The sequence below is a fragment of the Rhizobium ruizarguesonis genome, assembly GCF_012349115.1.
Lineage (GTDB): Bacteria > Pseudomonadota > Alphaproteobacteria > Rhizobiales > Rhizobiaceae > Rhizobium > Rhizobium ruizarguesonis.
The window spans coordinates 42753-62729 of record NZ_PQIG01000089.1; the positions used below are offsets into that span (position 1 = coordinate 42753).

Consider the following 19977-nt stretch of genomic DNA (forward strand, 5'->3'; position numbering starts at 1 on the left):
AACGGCGCTGAACCAACGCCCGATGGAATATAATCGTGCTGTTCTGGAGGCAGTTCCGAGCTCCGCTGAAGTTAGCGGTCCATCTGGTTGCCGGCAGCCGCGCACGACGGCTCATTCTCTTAACCGGAGCTCAACTTGTATAAAGCAACGCCCGCTGCTTACGCGGCGGGCTTTGTTTTTGATTGGCTATTGATGATCAGACTTCTGCGTCCGCGCCAGTGATGTTGAGTGTCAGAACGCCGACGTCGGTGTGGCCTTCGCCGTCAGAGATCTTGTAGAACTGGACGGTTTCCGTGACGTGATCGCCCGCAGCAACATCCACTGCCAGATCATAGGTAAATGTTCCATCCGCTTTGACATGGAACGTGCCATACGTGCCGGCGACATCGGTCGTTGCGCTTGGATCGCCGTTTACGGTCGTGGCGCCGAACTGGCGGAGGAAGAGATGACCATTGTCGCCGGCAATGTCGTTATCCAGGGCGTTGCCGCCGATGGCGTCGCCTTCGGTGAAGCTGTAGTGGTCGTCGACGGCGATCGGCTTTACCTGTGTTACGCCCTGAATGTTCAGCGTGAACAGGCCGACATCGGTATGACCGCTGCCGTCGGAAATCTTGTACGAGACCTTCTCCTGGAGCAATTCACCATTGGTGAAGTTGACCTTGGCAGCGTCGCTCAGGACATAGGTGTAACTACCGTCAGGCTTGACGAAGAAGGTGCCGTAGTCGCCTTGGATCTCTGTGATCTGGCTGTTGCCGCTCTTGGCGCCAACGCTCGCACCGTCGAAGGCGCGCAGGAACAGGTGTCCGTTATCGGATGAATCGTTGGAAAGCAGATTTCCTGAAATGGCGTCAGTTTCCAGGAATGTTGCACTATCGTCGGTTGCGTGAACAGCCATCGGTTCTCTCCTTGAATTGTTCTTTGCTAGGTCAATTCTGACCTTTAGCGAGCTGCCCGATTAAGGATATCTTAATACAGAGAGTCAAGGGTGTAATTAACAGCAAGTGAACATTTTGGGGTGTATCGTACAATAATGACACACCTGGAACTCGCATAAGATAGTGAAACGCCGGGGGATTGTTGCGTTAAAAATAAGTGAAAATGTCAAATGACAGATACGAATCCATTTTTCTTCGGAATAGAAGAATGTTTATTCAAGGGTAATTTATAAAAATACGCTGATGTTCAGATGTGCAGATGAGATATTGACATAATCACTACGGGCTATGGCGTGACATTTTTCGTTGCTCGCTCGATCTCATGATTTTCGGCGAAGTAACTGATGTCGCGCTCTTGTCACATATGTTTATTAAGTAAGCTTTCTTTCGAGGCGCAATTTTCGCAAATTAATATGCGTGTCCTGGAAGATAGTCTTAATGCCACTGCTGATGTCAGGTAACCTGTTCATAATTGTGCAGCGCAACTTTTTTTGCAACGCGAAATATTCGAGAAGCGAAGATATTTTGTAGAGGATGTAAGAATTGTCGCGAGATAGAACGCATTTTAGTGTTCCATTTTAGGAGGCAGAGAGAAGTCTGCAGGTAAAAGATTTTCCAGTATCTTTGGGAGATCATGGCGTGACCGTCTACTATGTAAATTCGGCAACGGGATCCAATCAGAATAGTGGGATGAGCGAGCAGTCGGCTTTCGCGACGCTTTCCGCGGTCGAATCCTTGAGGCTAAAGCCGGGAGACAGCGTGCTGCTTGCCGCCGGAAGCGTGTTTAACGAGCAATTCGACCTGAAATACTCCGGCACTGTCAGCTCTCCGATTACCATTGGCAGTTACGGCGTTGGCGATGCGCCGGTCATTCACAGTAGCAATGACGGCATCCACGGCTCGAAGGCTTCAAACATCATCGTGGAGAACATCAAGATTGCTGATACCGGCGGTGCGGCGATATATGCGGGAAATGTCACTAACTGGACCGTCCGCAACGTCGAGGTCGAAAATACCGGACTTGCCGGCAAGCCTGGTTCCGTCAATTTCCAGAGCAGTCAGAACATTACCATCGAGAACAGCAAGATTTCCGGCGTGAACGGAGACGGCATCTGGATGGATAAAGTGATTGGCGTTACCATCGTTAATAACCTGGTCATTAACAGCCAGGGCGCTGCGGCAGACGCCGTTCAGTTGAACGACAGCAGCAATATCCTGATCAAGGGTAACCACCTGGAGCAGACGGAGACCAATAGCGCAAAGGGCGTCCTGGTGCTTGTTCGAGCTGTAAATGCAGTGGTCGAGGACAACACCGTGGTCGGTGGCGGTTTCGGGATAGGTGCCAACGCAGGCAAGAATATCGCCATCCACGACAATGACATTTCGGGATATGGTGGTTACAGTTGGTCTTTCGGCATCGGCCTTGGCGACCAGGGCGATGCGACAAACTATGATATCAGTGGAAACTATATTCATAACGGCGTCTGGGGCGTGTCGATCAGCGCTGCAGGTTACCCAAGTTATACACGCACGGATATCGATATTCATGGTAATGTCTTTGACGACCTGTCGTCCTCGGCGCTGAAGGTCGACAGGCCTGCATCCGGCTCTTTCCATGATAATATCATCGACAGCGTGGTGTCGACGTTGACAATGCCGGTCGCAATTGCCCTCCAGAGCACATTCTTGATCAACGATAATAAAACGCTGGAGCAAGCGCAGGCCGAACTCGACGCAACGACTGGCAACACCCCGTCCAACAATGAGGCGCCTACCACACCGGTTGCGGAGCCGCATGTCGAACCGTCAACACCGACGCAGACAAGCACTCCGGCGCCCGCGACCGAAGCGCAGGTTTCCACCCCACCCACCGTCGCCGTTCGCAAGATTGTCGCAGCCCATGACAGCCTGAAGATCTCGACGGATACGGGCAGCGCCTATCATGGCAACCTCCTCGAAAACGATAACGCAATCAATGGAACCGTGCTGCTTCGTCGCTTCGGTGACAGTGCAGTGGACAAGCATGGCCTGACGCTGACGGGGAAATACGGCGTCATCCATGTGGAGAGCGATGGTGATTACACGTATACGGTCGATGCGGTGAAAATCGCCGGTCTCAGCGGAAAGGTCAGCGAATCCTTCCAATATAAGATTTCTGACGGCGCTTCTCACGTCGATACCGACTCGCTCGGCGTGTATATAAATGTGGACGCGTTCCATAGCAGCCAAGCATCGCACCTGCTGGTTTGAATCACGCCAAGAGAGCGCCGGCCCGCTGTTCAACATCTGAAAGCTTGATGATGACGGGGTGTCGGCGGTCGAAGGCGCGGATAAAAAAATAGTTCCGCCGTTCATAGGAAAAATGAACTATAGATTGAATTTATAGTTAACGCCCCAGTAAACGTCGCGCATATGCGCGCGATACGTTCATCTCTCTGCGCCGTTGTTGGGCAATTTGCGATTTTCACTTGCTTAGGTTGGTATATTTAGCGTAGCGTCAAGTCAGAATCCCTGAAGCCGCTCGTTATAAATTGGAATTTTTGGTCACTTTTTGGTTGGATTCATGTAATAGGTCGTGGGCTTGCAAGCGGGTCCGGCGCCGGTGTCGGGGTCCAAGGCAGTCGTGTCATTGATCGGGCGTGATGGACCCGGAGCTGGAGTGTGCGCCGGCATATTTGCTTTCGTGCGATGCGGTAAGAGAGGGATTATTTCGTGTTTCAGAATTCAGCAGCTGATGTCAGCGAGCCATCCAAAGCATTGAGGAAATGCAAGGGGGGGCTTGTTTTCATTGGAATAGCAAGCGCGCTTATCAATATCCTATACCTTACAAGTTCATTTTTTATGCTTGAGGTGTATGACCGGGTCATCCCCAGCAAAAGCATACCTTCGCTGGCTGTCCTGGCAATACTTGCGTTAATGCTTTACTGTTTTCAAGGAGCGTTCGAGGTTCTGCGAAGCAGGATGCTTGTGCGTGTTGCCGGTGCGCTTGACGAGATGGTGAACGGACGTGTGTTCCGCGCGCTGATCAAGGCTCCGTTGAAGGTCAAAATCGGCGGCGACGGGCTTCAGCCGTTGCGCGACTTCGACCAGATCAGAACCTTCCTGTCCGGTATGGGCCCGACAGCGATGTTCGATCTGCCCTGGTTGCCGTTCTATATCGTGATCTGCTTCCTCTTTCATCCGGCGATCGGATATATCGCGATCGGTGGATCGCTGGTTCTCGCCATCCTGACGTTCATGACCAATCAGGGAACGCGTACGCTCTCAAAGAAGCAATCTGACTCCGCCAATATGCGGAATGCCTTCGCGCAGACCTCGATCCGCAACTCCGAGGTTATTCACGCCATGGGCATGGCAGGCACGATGGCCGAAATCTGGGACCGCAAGAACAGTGAATACCGGACGATCACCCGGCAGGCATCGGATGTCGGCAACGGATATGCGACCTTGTCGAAGATTTTCCGTATTGCTTTGCAATCGGGAACGCTCGCGACAGGCGCAATCCTGGTCATTCAAGGGCAGGCCTCTTCGGGAATTATCATCGCGGGCTCGATATTGACCTCGCGCGCTCTGGCGCCTGTCGAAGCGGCGATCGGAAATTGGCGTGGTTTCGTTTCTGCTCAGCAGAGCTGGGCGCGGCTTTCGAGCCTGTTGAAAACCATTCCTGAGATTCCAGCCCCCCTTGCGCTCGCGGCCCCTACCAAGCAAGTCACTGTCGAGGGCTTGGCGAGCGGACCGCCGGCGGGCCAGCGCCTGGTCATCTCCGATGTCAGCTTCGGCTTGAGGGCGGGGAGCGCGCTTGGGGTCATTGGTTACAGTGCTTCGGGCAAGTCGTCGTTGGCACGGGCGATGATGGGCATCTGGCCGACCGTCAGAGGATCCATTCGTCTCGATGGCGCTGCGCTGGATCAGTGGGACGGCGACGCACTTGGCCGGCATATCGGTTATCTCCCGCAGGATGTGGAGCTTTTCTCGGGGACCGTCGCGCAGAATATCTGCCGTTTCGCGAAGGAGATGTCACCCGAGGTCGTGGTTGCCGCAGCGCGGGCGGCGCGTGTTCACGATCTTATTCTTCGTCTACCGAACGGTTACGAAACCGAAATCGGCGAAGGCGGTGCTGCACTTTCGGCCGGCCAGAGACAGCGTATCGCGCTGGCAAGAGCGCTTTACGGCGAACCATTCCTCGTCGTGCTCGACGAACCGAACTCCAATCTCGATGAAGAAGGCGAGCGGGCGCTGAGTGCCGCGATCATGAGCGTGCGGGCGCGCGGCGGCATTGTCGTTGTCATCGCACATCGGTCCGGCGTTCTGGCGGTCTGCGACTTCGTGCTGATGATGCAGGAAGGCCGTATGATCGCGTTTGGTCCCAAAGAGGAAGTTCTGGCAAGGGTCAGCCGGCCGGAAGCGGCGCGTACGCCGATTGCCGAGCGCGTGGCTCAGCTTAAAGTCGTGGTCGACGGCATGAATGCGGCCGAATAGGCCAGAAGGAAGATTGTGAGCAAGGTTATCAGTGAATCGAAACGCTCCCTCAATCGGCATGTTGCCGTTGTCGGTGTGTTGTCGATAGCCCTCGTTTGTGGCATCGGCGGTTGGGCGGCGACGACAGAGCTTTCGAGCGCAGTCATCGGCGAGGGCGTGATCGTCGTCGACGGCGATGTCAAGAAGATCCAGCACCTGACAGGTGGTATCGTGTCGGAATTGCTGGTCTCCGAAAACGACCATGTGACGGCAGGGCAGGTGCTGATCCGGCTCGATGGAACGACGACCCGAGCGAACCTCTCGATTGTCGAAAGCACGCTCGCTCAGCTTTATGCGCGCCGTGCCCGTCTAAAGGCGGAACGGATCGGCGCCGAATCGTTCGAGGTCGAGGAAAACATCACCGATCTGACATCCAGCACCTCGGCGCAGAAGCTTCTCGATGGCGAGCAGAAGTTGTTCGACAGTCGCAGGTCGGCGCTTATCGGGATGAAGAGCCAGCTGGCATCGCGTAAGGATCAGCTGGCCGAGCAGGTAAAGGGGTTGGTCGTTCAGATCAATGCCACCAATGATTCCCTGGGCTTGATCGAAGAGGAGCTTGGAGGCATTGATGTGCTCTATAAGAAGGGGCTGGTCACGCTTCAGCGTTTGAATCAGCTCAAGCGGGCACGTGCCGATCTCCAGGGCAACAGCGGCCAGGAAATTGCAGCAAAGGCGGAGGCCGAGGGCAAGGCAATCGAGATCGATCGCCAGTCGATCCAGCTCGACGAGGATCGTCGTTCGGAGATCGCAAAGGACCTGACCGACGTCGAGGCGCAGATAGCCGAATATGAAGAGCGCCGCGGAACCGCGCTCGATCAGCTGCACCGTCTCGACATCACCGCGCCGCTGACCGGACGAGTTCACGAGCTTTCGGTTCACACCGTCAATGGCGTCATCGATCCCGGTCAGACGCTGATGCTCGTCGTGCCCGAAAACAACGAGCTTACGGTCGAGGCGAAAGTTGCCACCCGCGACATTGATCAGGTTCACGTCGGTCAGTCCGTCGATGTGCGTTTCAGCGCTTTCGATCAACGCACGACGCCTGACGTGAGCGGTGAGATTACCTCTATCGCTCCTGATATCGTCAAGGATGAGCGCACGGGCATTAGCTACTATCCCCTGCGCGTCAAGCCGAAACCTGAAAGCATCGCCAGGATGAAGACAATAAAGCTCTATCCCGGCATGCCGGCGGAGGTCTTTATCAAGATCGGCGACCGGACGGTTATATCCTATCTCACCAAGCCTCTGACCGATCAGATGCAGCACGTATTTCGTCAGGAGTGATTGGCGGCTGTTTCGCGTTAGGAGCCCCACGTCTTAAAGCAGCCGTTGTCATTCGCCGGGCTGGGGTTGGGTTATTTCGTGGCGCTTGAACAGAGGTATGAGCTTCCATTTCACGAAATTGTCTCAAGCCTGCTGCAGGGTCTCCCTATGATATGTTTGCGGCTTTGGCGAGCGGCGCCAATTGAGAGGCGACCGGCTTATGGACTGGTTCTGTTTCTGGCGTGTCTGGTGATGCTTTCAGCGACCAAAAACGGTTATGCCGATAGTCCTCCGCCGCTGAAAATAGTGGCCTTCGGAACATCCTTGACGGCCCGCGGGGGATGGCAGCCTGCCCTTGAGACAGAGCTTGCAGCCTGCCTGCACCGGCCTGTGAAGGTCGATAGTGTTGCGAAAAGCGGTGAAACGTCGCTGTGGGCTCTGACCCAGATCGATCGCGTCGTTGCCGAGCAGCCGGATATCATCCTGATTGAGCTCTACGCCAACGACGCAACGCTGCATCGGTTCGTGTCGCTTGCACAAAGCCGAAAGAATATCGGCGACATCCTCGACCAGCTTCGGCAGCGCCTGCCGCAAGCGCGGATTGTCGTCATGGCCATGAATCCGTTTTCAGGATTACGTGGGCTGATCCGCCCCTTTGTCGACAGCTACATCTCGGCACATCAGGCGGAGGCGCAAAAACGGGGCCTGGAGTTTGTCGACCACCGGCCCAACTGGGAGCGTCTTACGCCGGATGATCTGGTTACGGCAATTCCTGATGGCGCGCATCCTCTGCCCGACGTCGCCTCTAAAATCATCACGCCTGAACTCGTCAAACGCATCGCCGGCAACAACTGCGGAGAATGAAAAATTCTCTCACATGCCCGTCACAATCCGTGACGGCTTCCGGGTTCAGACGGCGGCAATATAATTTTTCAAGTAACTGACCAGCGAAGCCCGGCCGGCCTCAGACGAATCTTCGTGAGACGGACTATCCAGATCTTCGAGGAGATAGTTTTTGAGATCGTCATCGGTATGCGCGACATAGATACCCGGTCGGCCTGCGAGCTGGCCTACCGTGGCAAGCTGATGATCGTTTCGGTGCTCGCCGAGCGCCGCCTGTCGGGGAACGAGAATGATCGGCTTCCCAAAACGCTTGGCCGTCAGCACAGTGCCAATTCCCGCATGAGAGACGATGATGGTTGCATCGCGAAAGACCTTATCAAAGTCCTTCGGCTCGATATTTTTGATCCACTTCATGTTCTGTGGCGTGTAGCTGCCCCTGCCGATCTGTGCCAGAACCGGTTTGGACAGTTCCGTTGCGAATGTGTCGACGGCCTTGACGAGGCGATCGAATGGCAGCTGCGTTCCGACGGTGACGAGAATCAAAGGACAGCTCCTGCGTAGTGGGGGCCATCCGGCCGTGAAAGATGCTGCCATTGCGTGAGCCAGAGCGTCGCAATATGGCCAGCCAATTTTCCCGATAGGGAGAGCTTCTCGACATTGGCGACGCTATCGATCCAGATCGTTCGCTTGCCCATCAATTTGCCGGCAAGCAGGCAAAAAAGTCCGGGTGCGGCGCCGGTCGAGATAATAACGTCTGGCCTCTGCTTGATGACGATGGAGAAGGCGCTGAAAAAGCACCGGATCGACATTGTGATCGAGTCGCGGCTGCAATCGGGAAGCACCAGGCCGTCGCGAATGTCGTATTTGGCAAGCAGCCCTGGGATGGTTGTTGCAAAGACGATATCGCAGCCCTCGAATGCGCCGCGCATGGCCATCAGCTGTTCCCAATGGCCGCCTCCTGACGAGGCAGCGAGAACCTTCAATTTTTTCTCAGCCATAGACAGGCATCTCCTATATTTGACCGATGATAATAGCGCAAAACCGTTCTGTTCAAACTGCGGCTGTGCCGCGATAATTCAATAGAAGTGTAGCATTTTTGGTTTGGTTGGTCGAAGCTTTGAAATTCATGGACGGCCGGTTAACCGTAGGATGTTTTCGTCTTGAACAAAAGAAGGGCCGAAACTCATTCGAGGCGCTCCCGCAAGCAATATCAGTGGGCGGCATTGGGTTTGTATTCCTGGTACGCGTGTCCGAGAATCCCGTTGACCATGCCAGCACCGCGCAGGACGTGGGTGAGAGCTCGCATGCCCCAATAGGGTGAAATCAAAATCGCCGGCAGCATGGCCAGTCCCAGTATGACCCTCGTCGCTCCATAAACCGCGCGATAGGCTCGGCGCTTGAGGTTGCCATGCAGGACCTCACTGACTGCGAAGGTATTTCCGAGCCGGTATTGTCTTTGCAGCACCCATTTCCAGGTCATCCGGTTCGCGGGAACGATATCATAGACAAGCGCCTTATCAGCCCAGAAAACCTGCATGCCGCGACGGATGGCCTGATTGAAGAAGAGATAATCCGTGCCTCCGGTGAATCGCATCTTCTCTTCAAAACGCAGATTCCATGAGCGGATCAGGGGATAGTCGAACATGACGTTGTTCGAGGCCGCATAACCGATACGCTGACCGTCCTTGTTCTTTTTGCGCTCGAAGACTCTCGCCTTGATGAAATATTCCGGCGGGTTTTCCGGATAGACCGGCTGGACGGGACCGTAGACGCAATCGGCGCGGCTTTTCTCCCGTGTTTCCAGCATCGCGTCCAGCCAGCCGTCGACCGGCCATTCGTCATCGTCGAGAAAGCAGAAAAGGTCGGTGCCGGGAGGCGCTGAATCCATCGCGCGGTTGCGCGCAAAGGGTATGCCCTGGTTTTGTTCGATGACGTAGATCAGGTCGTAGGCGCCTGTCTGGCCGAACCCCTCCACCGTGGCCTTTGCGCTGCCGGCTGCATCATTGTCCACGATCACCATGGTGAGATGATAGGGACGATCCGGATGTCGATTCTGGCGGGTCATCACGTCAAGTAGCTTGGCAATCCCGTCGAGGCGTCGATAGGTCAGCACGCCGACGGCGATATTCAGCGGTGCGGCGCCTGCTTCTGTGCCGACGGATGAATGCGGAAAAGTCTGTTGCTGATTCATGACTGTCCTCTCCGCAGCATATTTCCCAAACGCTTGCGCGCCGCCATCAAGGCCACTTCGGTCGCGGCAGCATCGCCGAACGGACCGCCGGCCACCGTGTTGCGAGCTTCGCCCCGGAGCTTCAGAAGCGATGTCGTTTCGGCAATTCCGCCGGCCACGAGGCTCTTGCCGAGTGCCTGCAGCCCGTCATAGCGGCGTGCCAGTTCGAGCCCAGTCGCGATCATGATCCGCGGGCGCAGTGTCTTTGCCCTGCTTGTGCCCGTGTAGCGGTTCGACTCATGAATGCGCTGAAACGTCAGCGGTGTTTCGACGATGGCGCCGCGGCCGAGAAAGGCAGCGGCAAACTTGATATAATTGTCGCTGAGGACGACGTCTGTCGCGACGGACATCGGCAGTATCTGGGACAGCAGATTGCGGCGGAAGCTCAAGCCCGATGTCGGAACCGGAAGCGAGGGAAAGCCGCCCCTGCGAAGGGTGTCCCGCTTGTCGAACAGTGTCACTTGCAGCTCTGCAGGAGGCTGGTCGCTTTCCTCGGTCGTCACCCGGTCGAAGCACCAGTCGATCTCGTTGTGATCGTAGATCTCGGCGATACGAGCAAGTTTGCCGGGCAGAAACGCATCATCGGCATCGAGGAGAAAGAGGATATCGCCGCTTGCGGCCGCAAAACCCGCATTGAAGCTCGATGCCTGGCCACCATTTTCCTTCAATACGGTCAGGATCCGCTCGCCATAGGAAGCAAGAATCTCTTGGGAATCATCGGTGGAGCCATCGTCGACCACGATCACTTCGAAGTCGGGATAGACCTGCGACAGAACACTGTCGATGCATGGGCGCAGATACCGGCCGTAATTGAAATTGTTGATAAGCACCGATAATTTCAATGCACGACCTCCTGCGCTAGTCGACCAGAATGATTTACTGCCGGTGCGAATCGGCGAAGTCCGGCGCGGTAGCCACGCATGTAATAGTACTTCCAGATGGCCCAGAACCGCTTCTTTGATCGCGGCAACGGATAAAGGAGGGCTGCCCGAACCGCCCAGTTGGCGCTCTCGATCCAGGTCCTTAAGGGGATTCCCCCGATCCTTATACCTTTTGGAATGTCCTCGGCGAAGAGCGCTGGCATTCCATAGCCAAGACGTTCCCCACGCTTCTGTACCCAAGCCTCTGTCACGCTAGAGGCTGGAATCCAATGATGAACAATGGCCTCAGCGCACCGATAGGTTTTCACGCCGCTTCGGGATAGGCGGCTGACGATTTCCGTATCCTCTCCCATTGCGAAAAGACCTCCTGGAAGCGGCCCGATATCTTCGCGGAATCGAACATTGCTGCCAAGTAATTCGCGACGCATGGTCGTGTTCGGACCCCAAATTTTTGTCGGGTCGCATGGGCCACTGGATTCCTGGTCGGCTATGGCGAAGGTTGATCCCATGGGAATCCAGTCCAACAGCGGATCCCCATGGGGATAATGCTCCCAATTTGGAAGAATTCGGCCGCCGATAACGCCGAAATCCGGGTTCGCCTCCGCGCATGCAGCGATCGAACTCAACCAGTTCGCATCTGCCTCGATGTCGTCGTCCGTAAAAACGATCAGCGCTCCTCGAGCTATCGCCAGAGCTGCGTTCATAGCTCCTGATTTGCCTGGGCGGGTATGATTAACAACAACAATTGGAAGCTTCTTTGCATATTGATCGAGAAGCTCCTGTGTTTCGTCTTTACTGTTGTTGTTAACGGCAATCAGTTCCCATTGTTCGACTGGAAGGTTTTGCCCCAACATCGAATCCAGCATCTGTTGAAGCCGTCTGCTGGCGCCGTTGAAGGACGAAAAGATGACACTAATTCTCGGATCCGTCATCAAACCCACTCGCCTCCTGACGTGCGAAAATCCTGCCCGCTGCCTCCGCAGCTGGAGCCCTTCCTGTCGATGCCGCGGTTTAGTACTTTCGTCATTTGGCACCGACCTGAGAGTAGATCGTTCTATTCATCGTAGATCGCTGCTTGAGAAATTGGCGCAGGATCCCCTGTCTCACCGACTGCGCCCAGAGCAATTTGAAGCGAACGCCGCTTAGCGGAAATCTCTTGACGACGACGCTGGCCGGCACCATCAGAAGCCATCTCAAGGCGCTAGCGATGGGCAGACCGCCAATTTTCGTTTTTCTGTCGAAGAGGTCCGGCCGAACGATAACCAAGCCCATGCCATAACGCTCGCCGCGCCGCAAAACCCAGCCTTCGTTCACATAGCCCTTCCTGACAATGTGCCGAACCCCGGGATGCCGCGAGTGAAAAGCCTTGGCTCCATTCTTCTCCAACCTGAGAGCGAAAGCAGTATCCTCACCCATGGGGAACTGAGCGACAGTGGCATCGGGGCCGAGGCCGTCGTGAACGATATAGCCGGATCCTAAAATGGAACGACGGAAGGCCGAATTCGGCCCCGATATCAATGCCGCTGAAATCGGCCCCTCGGGTAGACCGCCATTTAGCGCATAAAGAATCCCCAGATGCCCGTAATTGATGAGCCACGGTGCAGGCCTTTCCTCCCATTCGGGCGTGATTAAGCCGCCGAATATGGCAAACTGTGGCTGCTCATCTGCCAAGGTGAGAAACTGCTCGATCCAATCCGGCGCGGGAATGACGTCGTCATCGGTTAAAATGACGAGTTCGCCCTCCAGATGGCGGAAGCCCAAAGTCAATGCGTACTGCTTACCTTGTTTTGGCTCAAAATAAACTTCCAGCGGAAGCCGCTCCTTATAGGAATTCAAGACTGCTGCAGTGTCGTCGCTGCTGTTGTTGTCGACCGCAACAATTTTCCATTCTTCCTTCGGTAGGGTTGAAGCGCACAGTGCGTCAAGCATCGTTGGCAGAGTCTTCTCGCCGTTATAAGTTGAGAACAGTATTGTAACCTTGACTTTGCTCATGTGATGCTCCGGACCTCATTTCGGTCGGGTCGCTTCCCTGTGCGATTCGGGTCACGCCTTTACCGATGTCTTGGGCCTGCGATAGAACGCTGTCGATGCGTGGGCGCAAATACTGCCATAAATTTTTGATGAGCACCGAGAGTTTCAAATTACTGCCTCCTATGCAATCGATTACTGCGTCATCGTCTGAGAAACGTATCGGCGAATTCCGGCGCGATAGCCACGCATGTAATAATATTTCCAGATCGCCCAGAAACGTTTCTTCGATCGCGGCAGGAGATAAAGCATTGCTGCCCGGAAGGCCCATTGTGCGCTTTCGATCCAGGTCGGAAGCGGAACTCCGCTTAACCTCACCCCTCCAGGCACCTCGTCGGGAAAGAGCGCCGGCATGCCGTAGCCAAGCCGCTCGCCTCTTTTCTGTACCCAATCCTCGGTGACACTTGATGCCGGAATCCAATGATGGACCACGGCGTCGGCGCATCGATAGGACTTGGCGCCATTGGCCGCCAGGCGAATGATGATTTCCGCATCTTCACCCATGGCAAAAATCTTTCCGGGAAGAGGACCGATATCTTCGCGGTAGCGCACGCTTGTTCCGAGCAACTCTCGCCGGACGATCGTATTCGGGCCCCAGACTTTCGTCGGGTCACACGGTCCGCTTTGGGTGTCATCGACTATCGCAAAGGTGGATCCCATCGGAATCCATTCAATAAACCTGTCTTTTGGTTCTTTCTCCCATTCAGGGACGATTCTGCCGCCGAAGACGCCATAACTCGGATGGGCTGCGGCGCAGTCGACGATCGCTTTCAGCCAGTTCGGCTCGGCACGAACATCGTCGTCCGTAAAGACGATGAGATCCCCCTTCACCCGATCCAAGGCCATATTCAGCGCGCCGGACTTTCCCGGCTTGCGCTGCTGCAGGATGGTGATGGGAAGCTTGTCGCTATAGGTTTCCAAAAGATCAAACGTGCCGTCATTGCTATTGTTGTCGACGGCTATCAGTTCCCACCGATCATGGGGAAGCTCCTGGTGCACCAAGGAATCCAAAGTATGGCGCAGCCGGCGGCTGGCGCCATTGTAAGATGAAAAGAGCACGCTGACGAAGAGATCCGACATCAGTTATCAACCCTCTTGGTGAAGTCGAAAGAGAAAAGCTTCATATTTTGACTGCCTGTGCGATGTTCGAATGGGATCGGCGCTTACGCGGGGGTCGACCGCGTCTTACCGAAAAACTCGCGCCTGTGACCCTCGCCGAGTATCCTCAGCTTACGAAGATTACGTAACCATCGCCGGGGTTTGGTGAGCACGCCGCGGTTGAGGAAATACTGTCGCAGCAGGCTCGGCGCCTGACTATGCGATCCGCCGTGGGCGACCCGATAGACCGCCCCGCGAAAGGGAAGCTTCGTGAGCGGCGCTCCCCGTTGCGCAAGAATATCCGCTATGCGGACATGGCTGCCCAGCATCGACTTGATCCAGTCGAGCGAAGCATCCTCAAAGCGGGTCGGCAGTTCGTAGAGATCGGCACGAATGATCAACGAGGTACCGCAGAGATGGCTGAAGTCGTCGTGGCCAAACAGGAAACTTCCGCCATCGTCCCAGATATAACCACGGTCGATCGTCCACCCGTTGGCGTCCCGATTGTCGGATACGTGTTGAACGATCCGAGAGCTTACGAAATCGTCGTCATCGACAATCATGAAGAAACGACTTTCCGTGGCATTCAGCATGCCGCTCAGAACGCGACGCCCTTTGTCTGCCCGGAAGGCATCAAGGAAGTCTTCCTTGCTGCCCTTTCCAAGCTCATGCAGGTCGTTCGGCGGAAAGGTGACACGCACGGCGGAGAATTTTTCCGGCAGGTCAGGCAGATCGGCGCCTTCGTTTGCCACGATGATGCCGCGCCAGTCTCCGTTGGTCTGGTTGGAAATGGAGGCCACGGTCTGGGTCAGGTTTGCCTTCAGCCTGCTCCAATCGCGGGCATTCTCCTGATGTCGGACCGGGATAATGAAGGTGACAAGTGTCATCGAATGACCCCCTTAAGCCCGCAAGCTCACAGCTTCTTTTTCATCGACACGCCCCTTGGCTGCCTGACCACGCGCCCACTCTATTCCGTCCTCGAGCGAGGTTGCCTTGTATGAAAGGTCGGTTCCGCCGGAGAAAGCGTTCATGAAGCGGCGGATCTTTCCATAGCTGTTGTCCAGCACGGCATGCGGGCGGCCGAGCAGCAGCGAGCAGATATGGACGTGCAGGCGATCGGTCACGATTGCGCGGGCACGCGAAATCTGACTGATGCCGCGCTCGAAACGGTTGTGTGCCGCAGCGTCCAGTCTGCGCAAGGCAACTTCGCTCGGCTTCAATGCGAGATAGGCCGAAGCTACCCCCAACTTCTTGGCGATATCGACCTTCCGTTTCGACTCGGTAATCCAGTCTTCCACAGGAATATCGGAAGGAATTTTGCGATCGGTACCGCCAACCCGTTCCGCATCCTCCCGCAACATGGCGAGGACGGGAATCTGTGTCGCCCTTTCCGCAAGCGGGCCGATGGCAAAAGCCATATCGGGGCATAGTCGTACGGTGCAGTCGAAGTGTTTTTCGGAAAACTCCTTCGATTCTTCGTCGCGCACGAGCAGCACAAAATTCTTGTGGCGCCCTATTGCCCGTTTGGATTGCTCGATGCGCTCAGGCGAACTGTAGTGGATCGACTGCGGGAACTGGATGATCTGCCGATCCGGGAAACGCTCCATGATCGCTTCGCGGAAATCCTGGTGGGCAACCCAGATATCGCCGAAATTGCCGCCGCCGTGAATGAAGATCGGGCCGGTCGGTACGCGCCGTTTCAGATCGTCGGCGGAGAAGTCGTACAATCTGGAAACATAGTCCGGGCGCTTGCCGAAGCGATCCTTGAGATAGGCCATCTCACCCAGCCAGATTGCCGAGTCGCCGCAATTGCGGATGTCGGGAAAGTCGAGAATCGCAAGCGGTTCGTCGCGCGAGACATAGTCCTTCAGGCAATCATGGATCATGCCATTGAGTTTTGCGATCAGCTCCGATCTGGATTGGCTGGTCATTCTGCCTCTCTTCTTGATGTTCGTTTCACTTCAGGCCGACTTGGGTACGGCAATACGTTTGGCTTTTGTCAGGAACTTGACAACGATACGCTGAACTTCAGTTTCCGGGCCGTTTGGCTTCTTCATCGCGAGCCAAAGGACAAAGCTGGAACCGACATAGAGGATGCCGCCGGTGACAACGAGGATGGCCAGGTGAAGGGCCAGCGCCAACTTGTTGGTGGGAGTGTTCAGGACATGCGACAATCCCCAGACGCCGGCAGCCATCACGGCGACACTGGCAAGCGCGCGGAAGTTTGCCGCGAGCTGCTGGAAGAATGGCAGATTGATCAAGCGCTTGACGAGAAGCATGTTGACTACGGTGGAAATCAGGCCCGTCAACACGCGTGCATAGACGACGCCCGGAAGCCCGGCCATCATGAGACCAGCGATGATGATGGGCACGCGGACCACCAGCATCTGCGTGTCGCGGATGAACAGCATCTTGGTATGGCCCTTTGCCATGCCCAGCGGTTGGACGAGCGAACCGAGGGTCTGCAGCGCGAAGACCGATGCGAGCGCCTGTACGATGAAGATGGCGGGAACCCACTTTTCTCCCAAGGCAAGCCGCATCATCGGATCAGCTACCACTGCCATGCCGATTCCGGCCGGAAGCGCCACCGCCGCCAGAAGCGCCTGTGCACGCTGATAGGCTGCGACAAGCCGGACCGGGTCGTTGCGGACCTTCGAAAAGCCCGGGTAAATCGTCTGGTTCAACGGCGCCGTCGCCTCGCGCGTCGGCAGAGTCGAAAGAGTGTTGCCGACGGTATAATGGCCAAGCTGCGTGGCGCCCAGCATCTTGCCGATTAACAGATATTCGACCCGCCAGTTCAGCGTGTTGACGATCTGTCCGGCCGTCAGCCAGAGCGAGAACGAAAACAATTCCCGTGCATGCCGGAAGGTTATGCGCGGCCAGAACGGCAGGACCGTATAGGAAACGATGATATTCGTGACCTGATAGGCGAGGGTGCCGACAACGAGCGCCCAATAACTCTGGTAGATGGCAGCAATTGCCACCGTCACGACGAAGCCGACCAGCTTTTGCGAGACGTTGAGTACGAACTCCTGCCAGAAGATCAGATCACGCTGGAGCATGACGCGGCGTGGATTGGCGAGACCACTCAGGAGCAGGCTGAAACTCAAAGCAAGCATGACGCTCGTCAGCCGAGGCTCGTTGTAAAACTCGGCGATCGGATAGGCACTGGCCGCAAACAGCAGCGCCAAAACAGCGCTTCGCGTCACGCTCAACGTCCACACCGCACTGAAGTGAACTTCGCTGGGAGATTCGTGGCGGATAAGCGCCTGATTCAGCGAGAGTTCGGTGACGGAGCTCAAAATGACCTGGATCGTCGTTGCGATAGCAACGAGACCAAAGTCGGCCGGCACGAGATACCAGGCCAGGACAAAGGTGCTAAGCGCGGAAAGCCCGTTGACGATGGCGCGGGACAGACTCAGCCATATGCTGCCCTGGATCAGTCGGTCGGTAACACTGCTCATAGATGAATGGCTCCGCACGACCAGGACATCGACCATTTAAGTGGGCTGAATACCCGCCCAAAGTGCCTCTCCCCTTTGTCAGGGCAGAGTGGGTTGATGGAGTTAGAAAGGATCATGCCTATTGCCTCGTCACGAACTCGGTCTGCGACATCACAGGACGCTTGCCGTTTTCTTGGAAAAATCTTGTTTCAGTCGGTTTAGCTCAAGCAGCATTCTGTCGTGCGCCTTTACAATAGCCTCATCTGTGCTGAGCTGGCCCGGCTTCTCTGCTACCCGCTGCAACGTCTTGACCGTCGATCCAAAGACATAGTTGCCGGTGAGCTGTCGGATGCGGCGGTGGCGGAACGTTATGTTCTTCAAAAGGTAGGTGTTTTTGCGTACCAGCGACGCGCCTGCTTCGACGATATTTGACGGGCCAATCGCGTCGAAGTCGATCTCGAGATCAAGCGCACTTGCCCAATCGTACCACTTGGCTCGATTCCCCGGCGCGATCGGTCGGATAGCCCGCCAGGGAACGCGCAGCGCGTCTGAGATAATGCAGCCATGCATCGCCTCGGAGACCACTTTATGCGATGCGCTGATTTCGGTCAGAACCTTTTCCACAGACCAGCGGGGATCGATATAGTGAATCCCTGCGAGCTCGCAGGCCTTATCCCAACTGCCGTACATGGCGCTTTCGTAATGCGGCATGAAAGAGACCGGGTAGCGCTTCTCGATGCTTTTTGCATCCCAGCAGCTGCGCGTGAGGATACCCGAATCGCCGATGGCGTAGCTCGGATCGATGCCGAGGACTTCGGCAGTCTTCTTTCCGCGCACGAAATAGAATGTCCAGTTGCGATCGACTTTCGGCGGGTTGGTGTAGCCGCCATAGCCCGAGCCGAAGACAATCTTCTGCATATTCGGGTCGAAATTGTCGTAGAGAATCGAACCGATGCCGAGAAAAAGTTGGCTTTCGTCGTCGTCGAAGAAGCCGGGCAGCAAGCGCTCCCAAAGCCAATGGTTCAGTTCGTCGCCAAAATTCTCGTGTTTCCCCCGGTAGGCAAACATCTTCATCGTGCTTCTCCAGTCGGCAAGTGCGTCACGATCTGCGAGACCATCTCATCTTCGCGTGCCATGCGTCCGTAACGCGAAATGATCTTGATGTCGCTGCGGATTATCTTTGCCGGATTGCCAGCGACGAGCGAGCGTGGCGGCACGCTCTTGGTCACCACCGAGCCCGAGCCGATGACGCATTCGTCGCCGATCTCGACGCCGGGCAGAATGATGCTGCGGGCGCCGATGAAGCAGCGCTTGCCGATCCTCGTGTGAAGGTAGAGCCCGCGTGTGAGGTCGTGGGTCAGAATCGCAGCCTCAAAGGCAACGTAAGTTTCCGCGCCGATATGCAATCCCTTCGGGTTGGTCTTGTCGAAACGCACGCTCAAGGAAAAGCTCGCCGTCGGATCGATGTCCATTCCCCAGAATTTCGTATAGTAGAGCCACTTGGCCTTCACAAATCCGTTCCGCAGCGGCCGAAATACGTTCAGTCCCCACTTCGGCTTTTTTCCTGTCTGCACCATCAAGTCCGACCCCGGCTGGAAAATTCGTCTAGCACGGAACTGTAATAGTCCTCGAGCGTCCCCGTCTGACGACGTAAGTCGAAGCGTTCGGCCACCAGAAGCGGTGCCCGCGCGCTAAAGGCTGTCCACAGAGCCTGGTCGTTGAGCAGTCTTCCGACCGCCTCCGCCATTCCCGCGACATCCCGCTCCTCCACGAGATAACCAGTTTTCCCCTCTTCGATCGCTTCGCCGACGCCTCCCGAGCGAAATGCGACGACCGGAGTACCGACGGCTTCCGCCTCGAGATTTGCGAGGCCGAAAGCTTCGGCGTGACCATTGTCGAGGGTCACGCTTCCGTGGAGATAAAGCTCCGCACTGGCGAGCAGATCTCTTATCTCAGTCTGCGACAGATTTTCATGGATCGTGACGCTTGGCAAGGAACGACGCGCCAGTGCTTCGATTTCCTCCTTCAAGGGACCCTGGCCGACCATGACGAATTCGACCGGGGTGCCGGCGGCAGCCACACGCGAAAGCGCATCGATCATGAAACGATGGCCCTTATAGTCGACGAAGCGGGCAATTGAAACCACGAGCCCTTTTTTTCGGGGACGGGGTTCCATTTTGAAGAGATCGAGATCGATGCCGATATGATGGCGATAGACGCGTTCGGCTGGAAAGCCGAGGGCCAGCAGCCGGTCGCGGATGAAATCGGAAACGGCGATGTTCCAGCTGTTCCAGCCGGCCATCTCGCTCCGGCCCTTGGCGAAGAAACGCACCTGATTGAAGCCGCCCGGCTTTTTCGGGTCGCCGCGATAGGTGGCATCGAAGCCGTGGAACGTCGTGACGAGCGGCTTGCCGGCGGCCCGGGCCAGCGGGCCAATGACATACCCGTTCTTGCCGAAATGGGCGTGAACGAGATCGGCTTTGCCGATCGCAGGAAAGAGGAAGGGAAGGCCGATCTGCGGGATTTTCAGCAGCAGTTCACCGGCCCGCGCAATGGGAGACCGACGGATGTCATGAACCGGAACAGTGGATTTTTTTGTATGCGCCGAAGAAATTCGCGAGCCGGCAAGAATTTCAGCTTCGAAAGTACGAAACGCTACCGCCTGGTTGAGAACAAATGCCTGGCTGGCAGGCAAAAATTTTTCCACATAAATAACGGCTTTTTTCATGAATCTGTTC

General features: G+C 56.0%; 18 protein-coding genes. 4 read left to right on the forward strand and 14 right to left on the reverse strand.

Annotation, left to right across the window (positions count from 1 at the left end; translation table 11 throughout):
- Window positions 1-196: 196 nt before the first annotated feature.
- Window positions 197-895, reverse strand: a complete 699-nt coding sequence (gene rapA2, locus C3Y91_RS21770) for a calcium-binding lectin RapA2 (protein ID WP_018481614.1) — start codon at window positions 893-895, stop codon at window positions 197-199.
- 679 nt (window positions 896-1574) lie between these two features.
- On the opposite strand from rapA2, the gene C3Y91_RS21775 reads away from it, so the two are divergent.
- The 4 genes from C3Y91_RS21775 (at window position 1575) to C3Y91_RS21790 (ending at window position 7580) form a co-directional block, all read left to right on the forward strand.
- Entirely contained in the window at window positions 1575-3185 is a 1611-nt protein-coding gene (locus tag C3Y91_RS21775; protein ID WP_024319424.1) for a right-handed parallel beta-helix repeat-containing protein, read from the forward strand.
- Between the two features lie 462 nt (window positions 3186-3647).
- Window positions 3648-5414: a type I secretion system permease/ATPase gene (locus tag C3Y91_RS21780; protein ID WP_018073794.1), complete on the forward strand. Its 1767-nt coding sequence runs from the start codon at window positions 3648-3650 to the stop codon at window positions 5412-5414.
- A gap of 15 nt (window positions 5415-5429) precedes the next feature.
- Entirely contained in the window at window positions 5430-6737 is a 1308-nt protein-coding gene (locus tag C3Y91_RS21785) for an HlyD family type I secretion periplasmic adaptor subunit (protein ID WP_018073795.1), read from the forward strand.
- A 147-nt stretch (window positions 6738-6884) separates the two neighbouring features.
- Entirely contained in the window at window positions 6885-7580 is a 696-nt protein-coding gene (locus C3Y91_RS21790) for an SGNH/GDSL hydrolase family protein (protein WP_018073796.1), read from the forward strand.
- Between the two features lie 45 nt (window positions 7581-7625).
- Here C3Y91_RS21790 and C3Y91_RS21795 read toward each other — a convergent pair whose 3' ends face one another.
- The 13 genes from C3Y91_RS21795 to C3Y91_RS21855 form a co-directional block, all read right to left on the reverse strand.
- Window positions 7626-8102, reverse strand: coding sequence for a glycosyltransferase (locus tag C3Y91_RS21795; RefSeq protein ID WP_018073797.1), 477 nt, complete (start codon window positions 8100-8102; stop codon window positions 7626-7628).
- Window positions 8099-8557, reverse strand: a complete 459-nt coding sequence (locus tag C3Y91_RS21800; RefSeq protein ID WP_018073798.1) for a glycosyltransferase family protein — start codon at window positions 8555-8557, stop codon at window positions 8099-8101. Before C3Y91_RS21800 ends, C3Y91_RS21795 begins: the two co-directional genes overlap by 4 nt.
- Window positions 8558-8769: 212 nt before the next feature.
- On the reverse strand, window positions 8770-9750 hold the full coding sequence (locus C3Y91_RS21805; protein WP_130662059.1) for a glycosyltransferase family A protein: 981 nt from the start codon (window positions 9748-9750) through the stop codon (window positions 8770-8772).
- Window positions 9747-10631, reverse strand: a complete 885-nt coding sequence (locus C3Y91_RS21810; protein ID WP_130664968.1) for a glycosyltransferase family 2 protein — start codon at window positions 10629-10631, stop codon at window positions 9747-9749. The genes C3Y91_RS21805 and C3Y91_RS21810 overlap by 4 nt, the downstream gene beginning before the upstream one ends.
- Complete coding sequence (locus tag C3Y91_RS21815; protein WP_024319426.1) at window positions 10628-11602, reverse strand: glycosyltransferase family 2 protein; 975 nt, start codon at window positions 11600-11602, stop codon at window positions 10628-10630. The genes C3Y91_RS21810 and C3Y91_RS21815 overlap by 4 nt, the downstream gene beginning before the upstream one ends.
- A gap of 91 nt (window positions 11603-11693) precedes the next feature.
- The gene (locus C3Y91_RS21820) at window positions 11694-12662 is read right to left on the reverse strand and encodes a glycosyltransferase (protein WP_075225039.1); all 969 of its coding nucleotides are present in this window, start codon (window positions 12660-12662) and stop codon (window positions 11694-11696) included.
- Between the two features lie 171 nt (window positions 12663-12833).
- Window positions 12834-13778, reverse strand: coding sequence for a glycosyltransferase family 2 protein (locus tag C3Y91_RS21825; RefSeq protein WP_168575780.1), 945 nt, complete (start codon window positions 13776-13778; stop codon window positions 12834-12836).
- Between the two features lie 83 nt (window positions 13779-13861).
- Entirely contained in the window at window positions 13862-14683 is an 822-nt protein-coding gene (locus C3Y91_RS21830; RefSeq protein ID WP_024319428.1) for a hypothetical protein, read from the reverse strand.
- Window positions 14684-14695: 12 nt separating this feature from the next.
- Window positions 14696-15727, reverse strand: a complete 1032-nt coding sequence (locus C3Y91_RS21835; protein ID WP_018073805.1) for a polysaccharide pyruvyl transferase family protein — start codon at window positions 15725-15727, stop codon at window positions 14696-14698.
- Window positions 15728-15757: 30 nt separating this feature from the next.
- Complete coding sequence (locus tag C3Y91_RS21840; protein ID WP_168575781.1) at window positions 15758-17260, reverse strand: lipopolysaccharide biosynthesis protein; 1503 nt, start codon at window positions 17258-17260, stop codon at window positions 15758-15760.
- 150 nt (window positions 17261-17410) lie between these two features.
- Window positions 17411-18313 (reverse strand): exopolysaccharide glucosyl ketal-pyruvate-transferase, encoded by a 903-nt coding sequence (pssM, locus tag C3Y91_RS21845; RefSeq protein WP_075225040.1) that lies wholly within the window; start codon window positions 18311-18313, stop codon window positions 17411-17413.
- Window positions 18310-18816, reverse strand: a complete 507-nt coding sequence (locus C3Y91_RS21850) for an acyltransferase (protein ID WP_018073808.1) — start codon at window positions 18814-18816, stop codon at window positions 18310-18312. The genes pssM and C3Y91_RS21850 overlap by 4 nt, the downstream gene beginning before the upstream one ends.
- Window positions 18816-19967, reverse strand: coding sequence for a glycosyltransferase (locus C3Y91_RS21855; RefSeq protein ID WP_018073809.1), 1152 nt, complete (start codon window positions 19965-19967; stop codon window positions 18816-18818). The genes C3Y91_RS21850 and C3Y91_RS21855 overlap by 1 nt, the downstream gene beginning before the upstream one ends.
- Window positions 19968-19977: the final 10 nt, after the last annotated feature.

Bases quoted from the DNA above. Each gene is read 5' to 3' on its own strand.
- rapA2 (WP_018481614.1), bottom strand. From the start codon at position 895: ATGGCTGTTCACGCAACCGACGATAGTGCAACATTCCTGGAAACTGAC.
- C3Y91_RS21790 (WP_018073796.1), top strand. From the start codon at position 6,885: ATGATATGTTTGCGGCTTTGGCGAGCGGCGCCAATTGAGAGGCGACCG.
- C3Y91_RS21800 (WP_018073798.1), bottom strand. From the start codon at position 8,557: ATGGCTGAGAAAAAATTGAAGGTTCTCGCTGCCTCGTCAGGAGGCGGC.
- C3Y91_RS21805 (WP_130662059.1), bottom strand. From the start codon at position 9,750: ATGAATCAGCAACAGACTTTTCCGCATTCATCCGTCGGCACAGAAGCA.
- C3Y91_RS21815 (WP_024319426.1), bottom strand. From the start codon at position 11,602: ATGACGGATCCGAGAATTAGTGTCATCTTTTCGTCCTTCAACGGCGCC.
- C3Y91_RS21820 (WP_075225039.1), bottom strand. From the start codon at position 12,662: ATGAGCAAAGTCAAGGTTACAATACTGTTCTCAACTTATAACGGCGAG.
- C3Y91_RS21825 (WP_168575780.1), bottom strand. From the start codon at position 13,778: ATGTCGGATCTCTTCGTCAGCGTGCTCTTTTCATCTTACAATGGCGCC.
- C3Y91_RS21830 (WP_024319428.1), bottom strand. From the start codon at position 14,683: ATGACACTTGTCACCTTCATTATCCCGGTCCGACATCAGGAGAATGCC.
- C3Y91_RS21835 (WP_018073805.1), bottom strand. From the start codon at position 15,727: ATGACCAGCCAATCCAGATCGGAGCTGATCGCAAAACTCAATGGCATG.
- C3Y91_RS21840 (WP_168575781.1), bottom strand. From the start codon at position 17,260: ATGAGCAGTGTTACCGACCGACTGATCCAGGGCAGCATATGGCTGAGT.
- pssM (WP_075225040.1), bottom strand. From the start codon at position 18,313: ATGAAGATGTTTGCCTACCGGGGGAAACACGAGAATTTTGGCGACGAA.
- C3Y91_RS21850 (WP_018073808.1), bottom strand. From the start codon at position 18,816: ATGGTGCAGACAGGAAAAAAGCCGAAGTGGGGACTGAACGTATTTCGG.
- C3Y91_RS21855 (WP_018073809.1), bottom strand. From the start codon at position 19,967: ATGAAAAAAGCCGTTATTTATGTGGAAAAATTTTTGCCTGCCAGCCAG.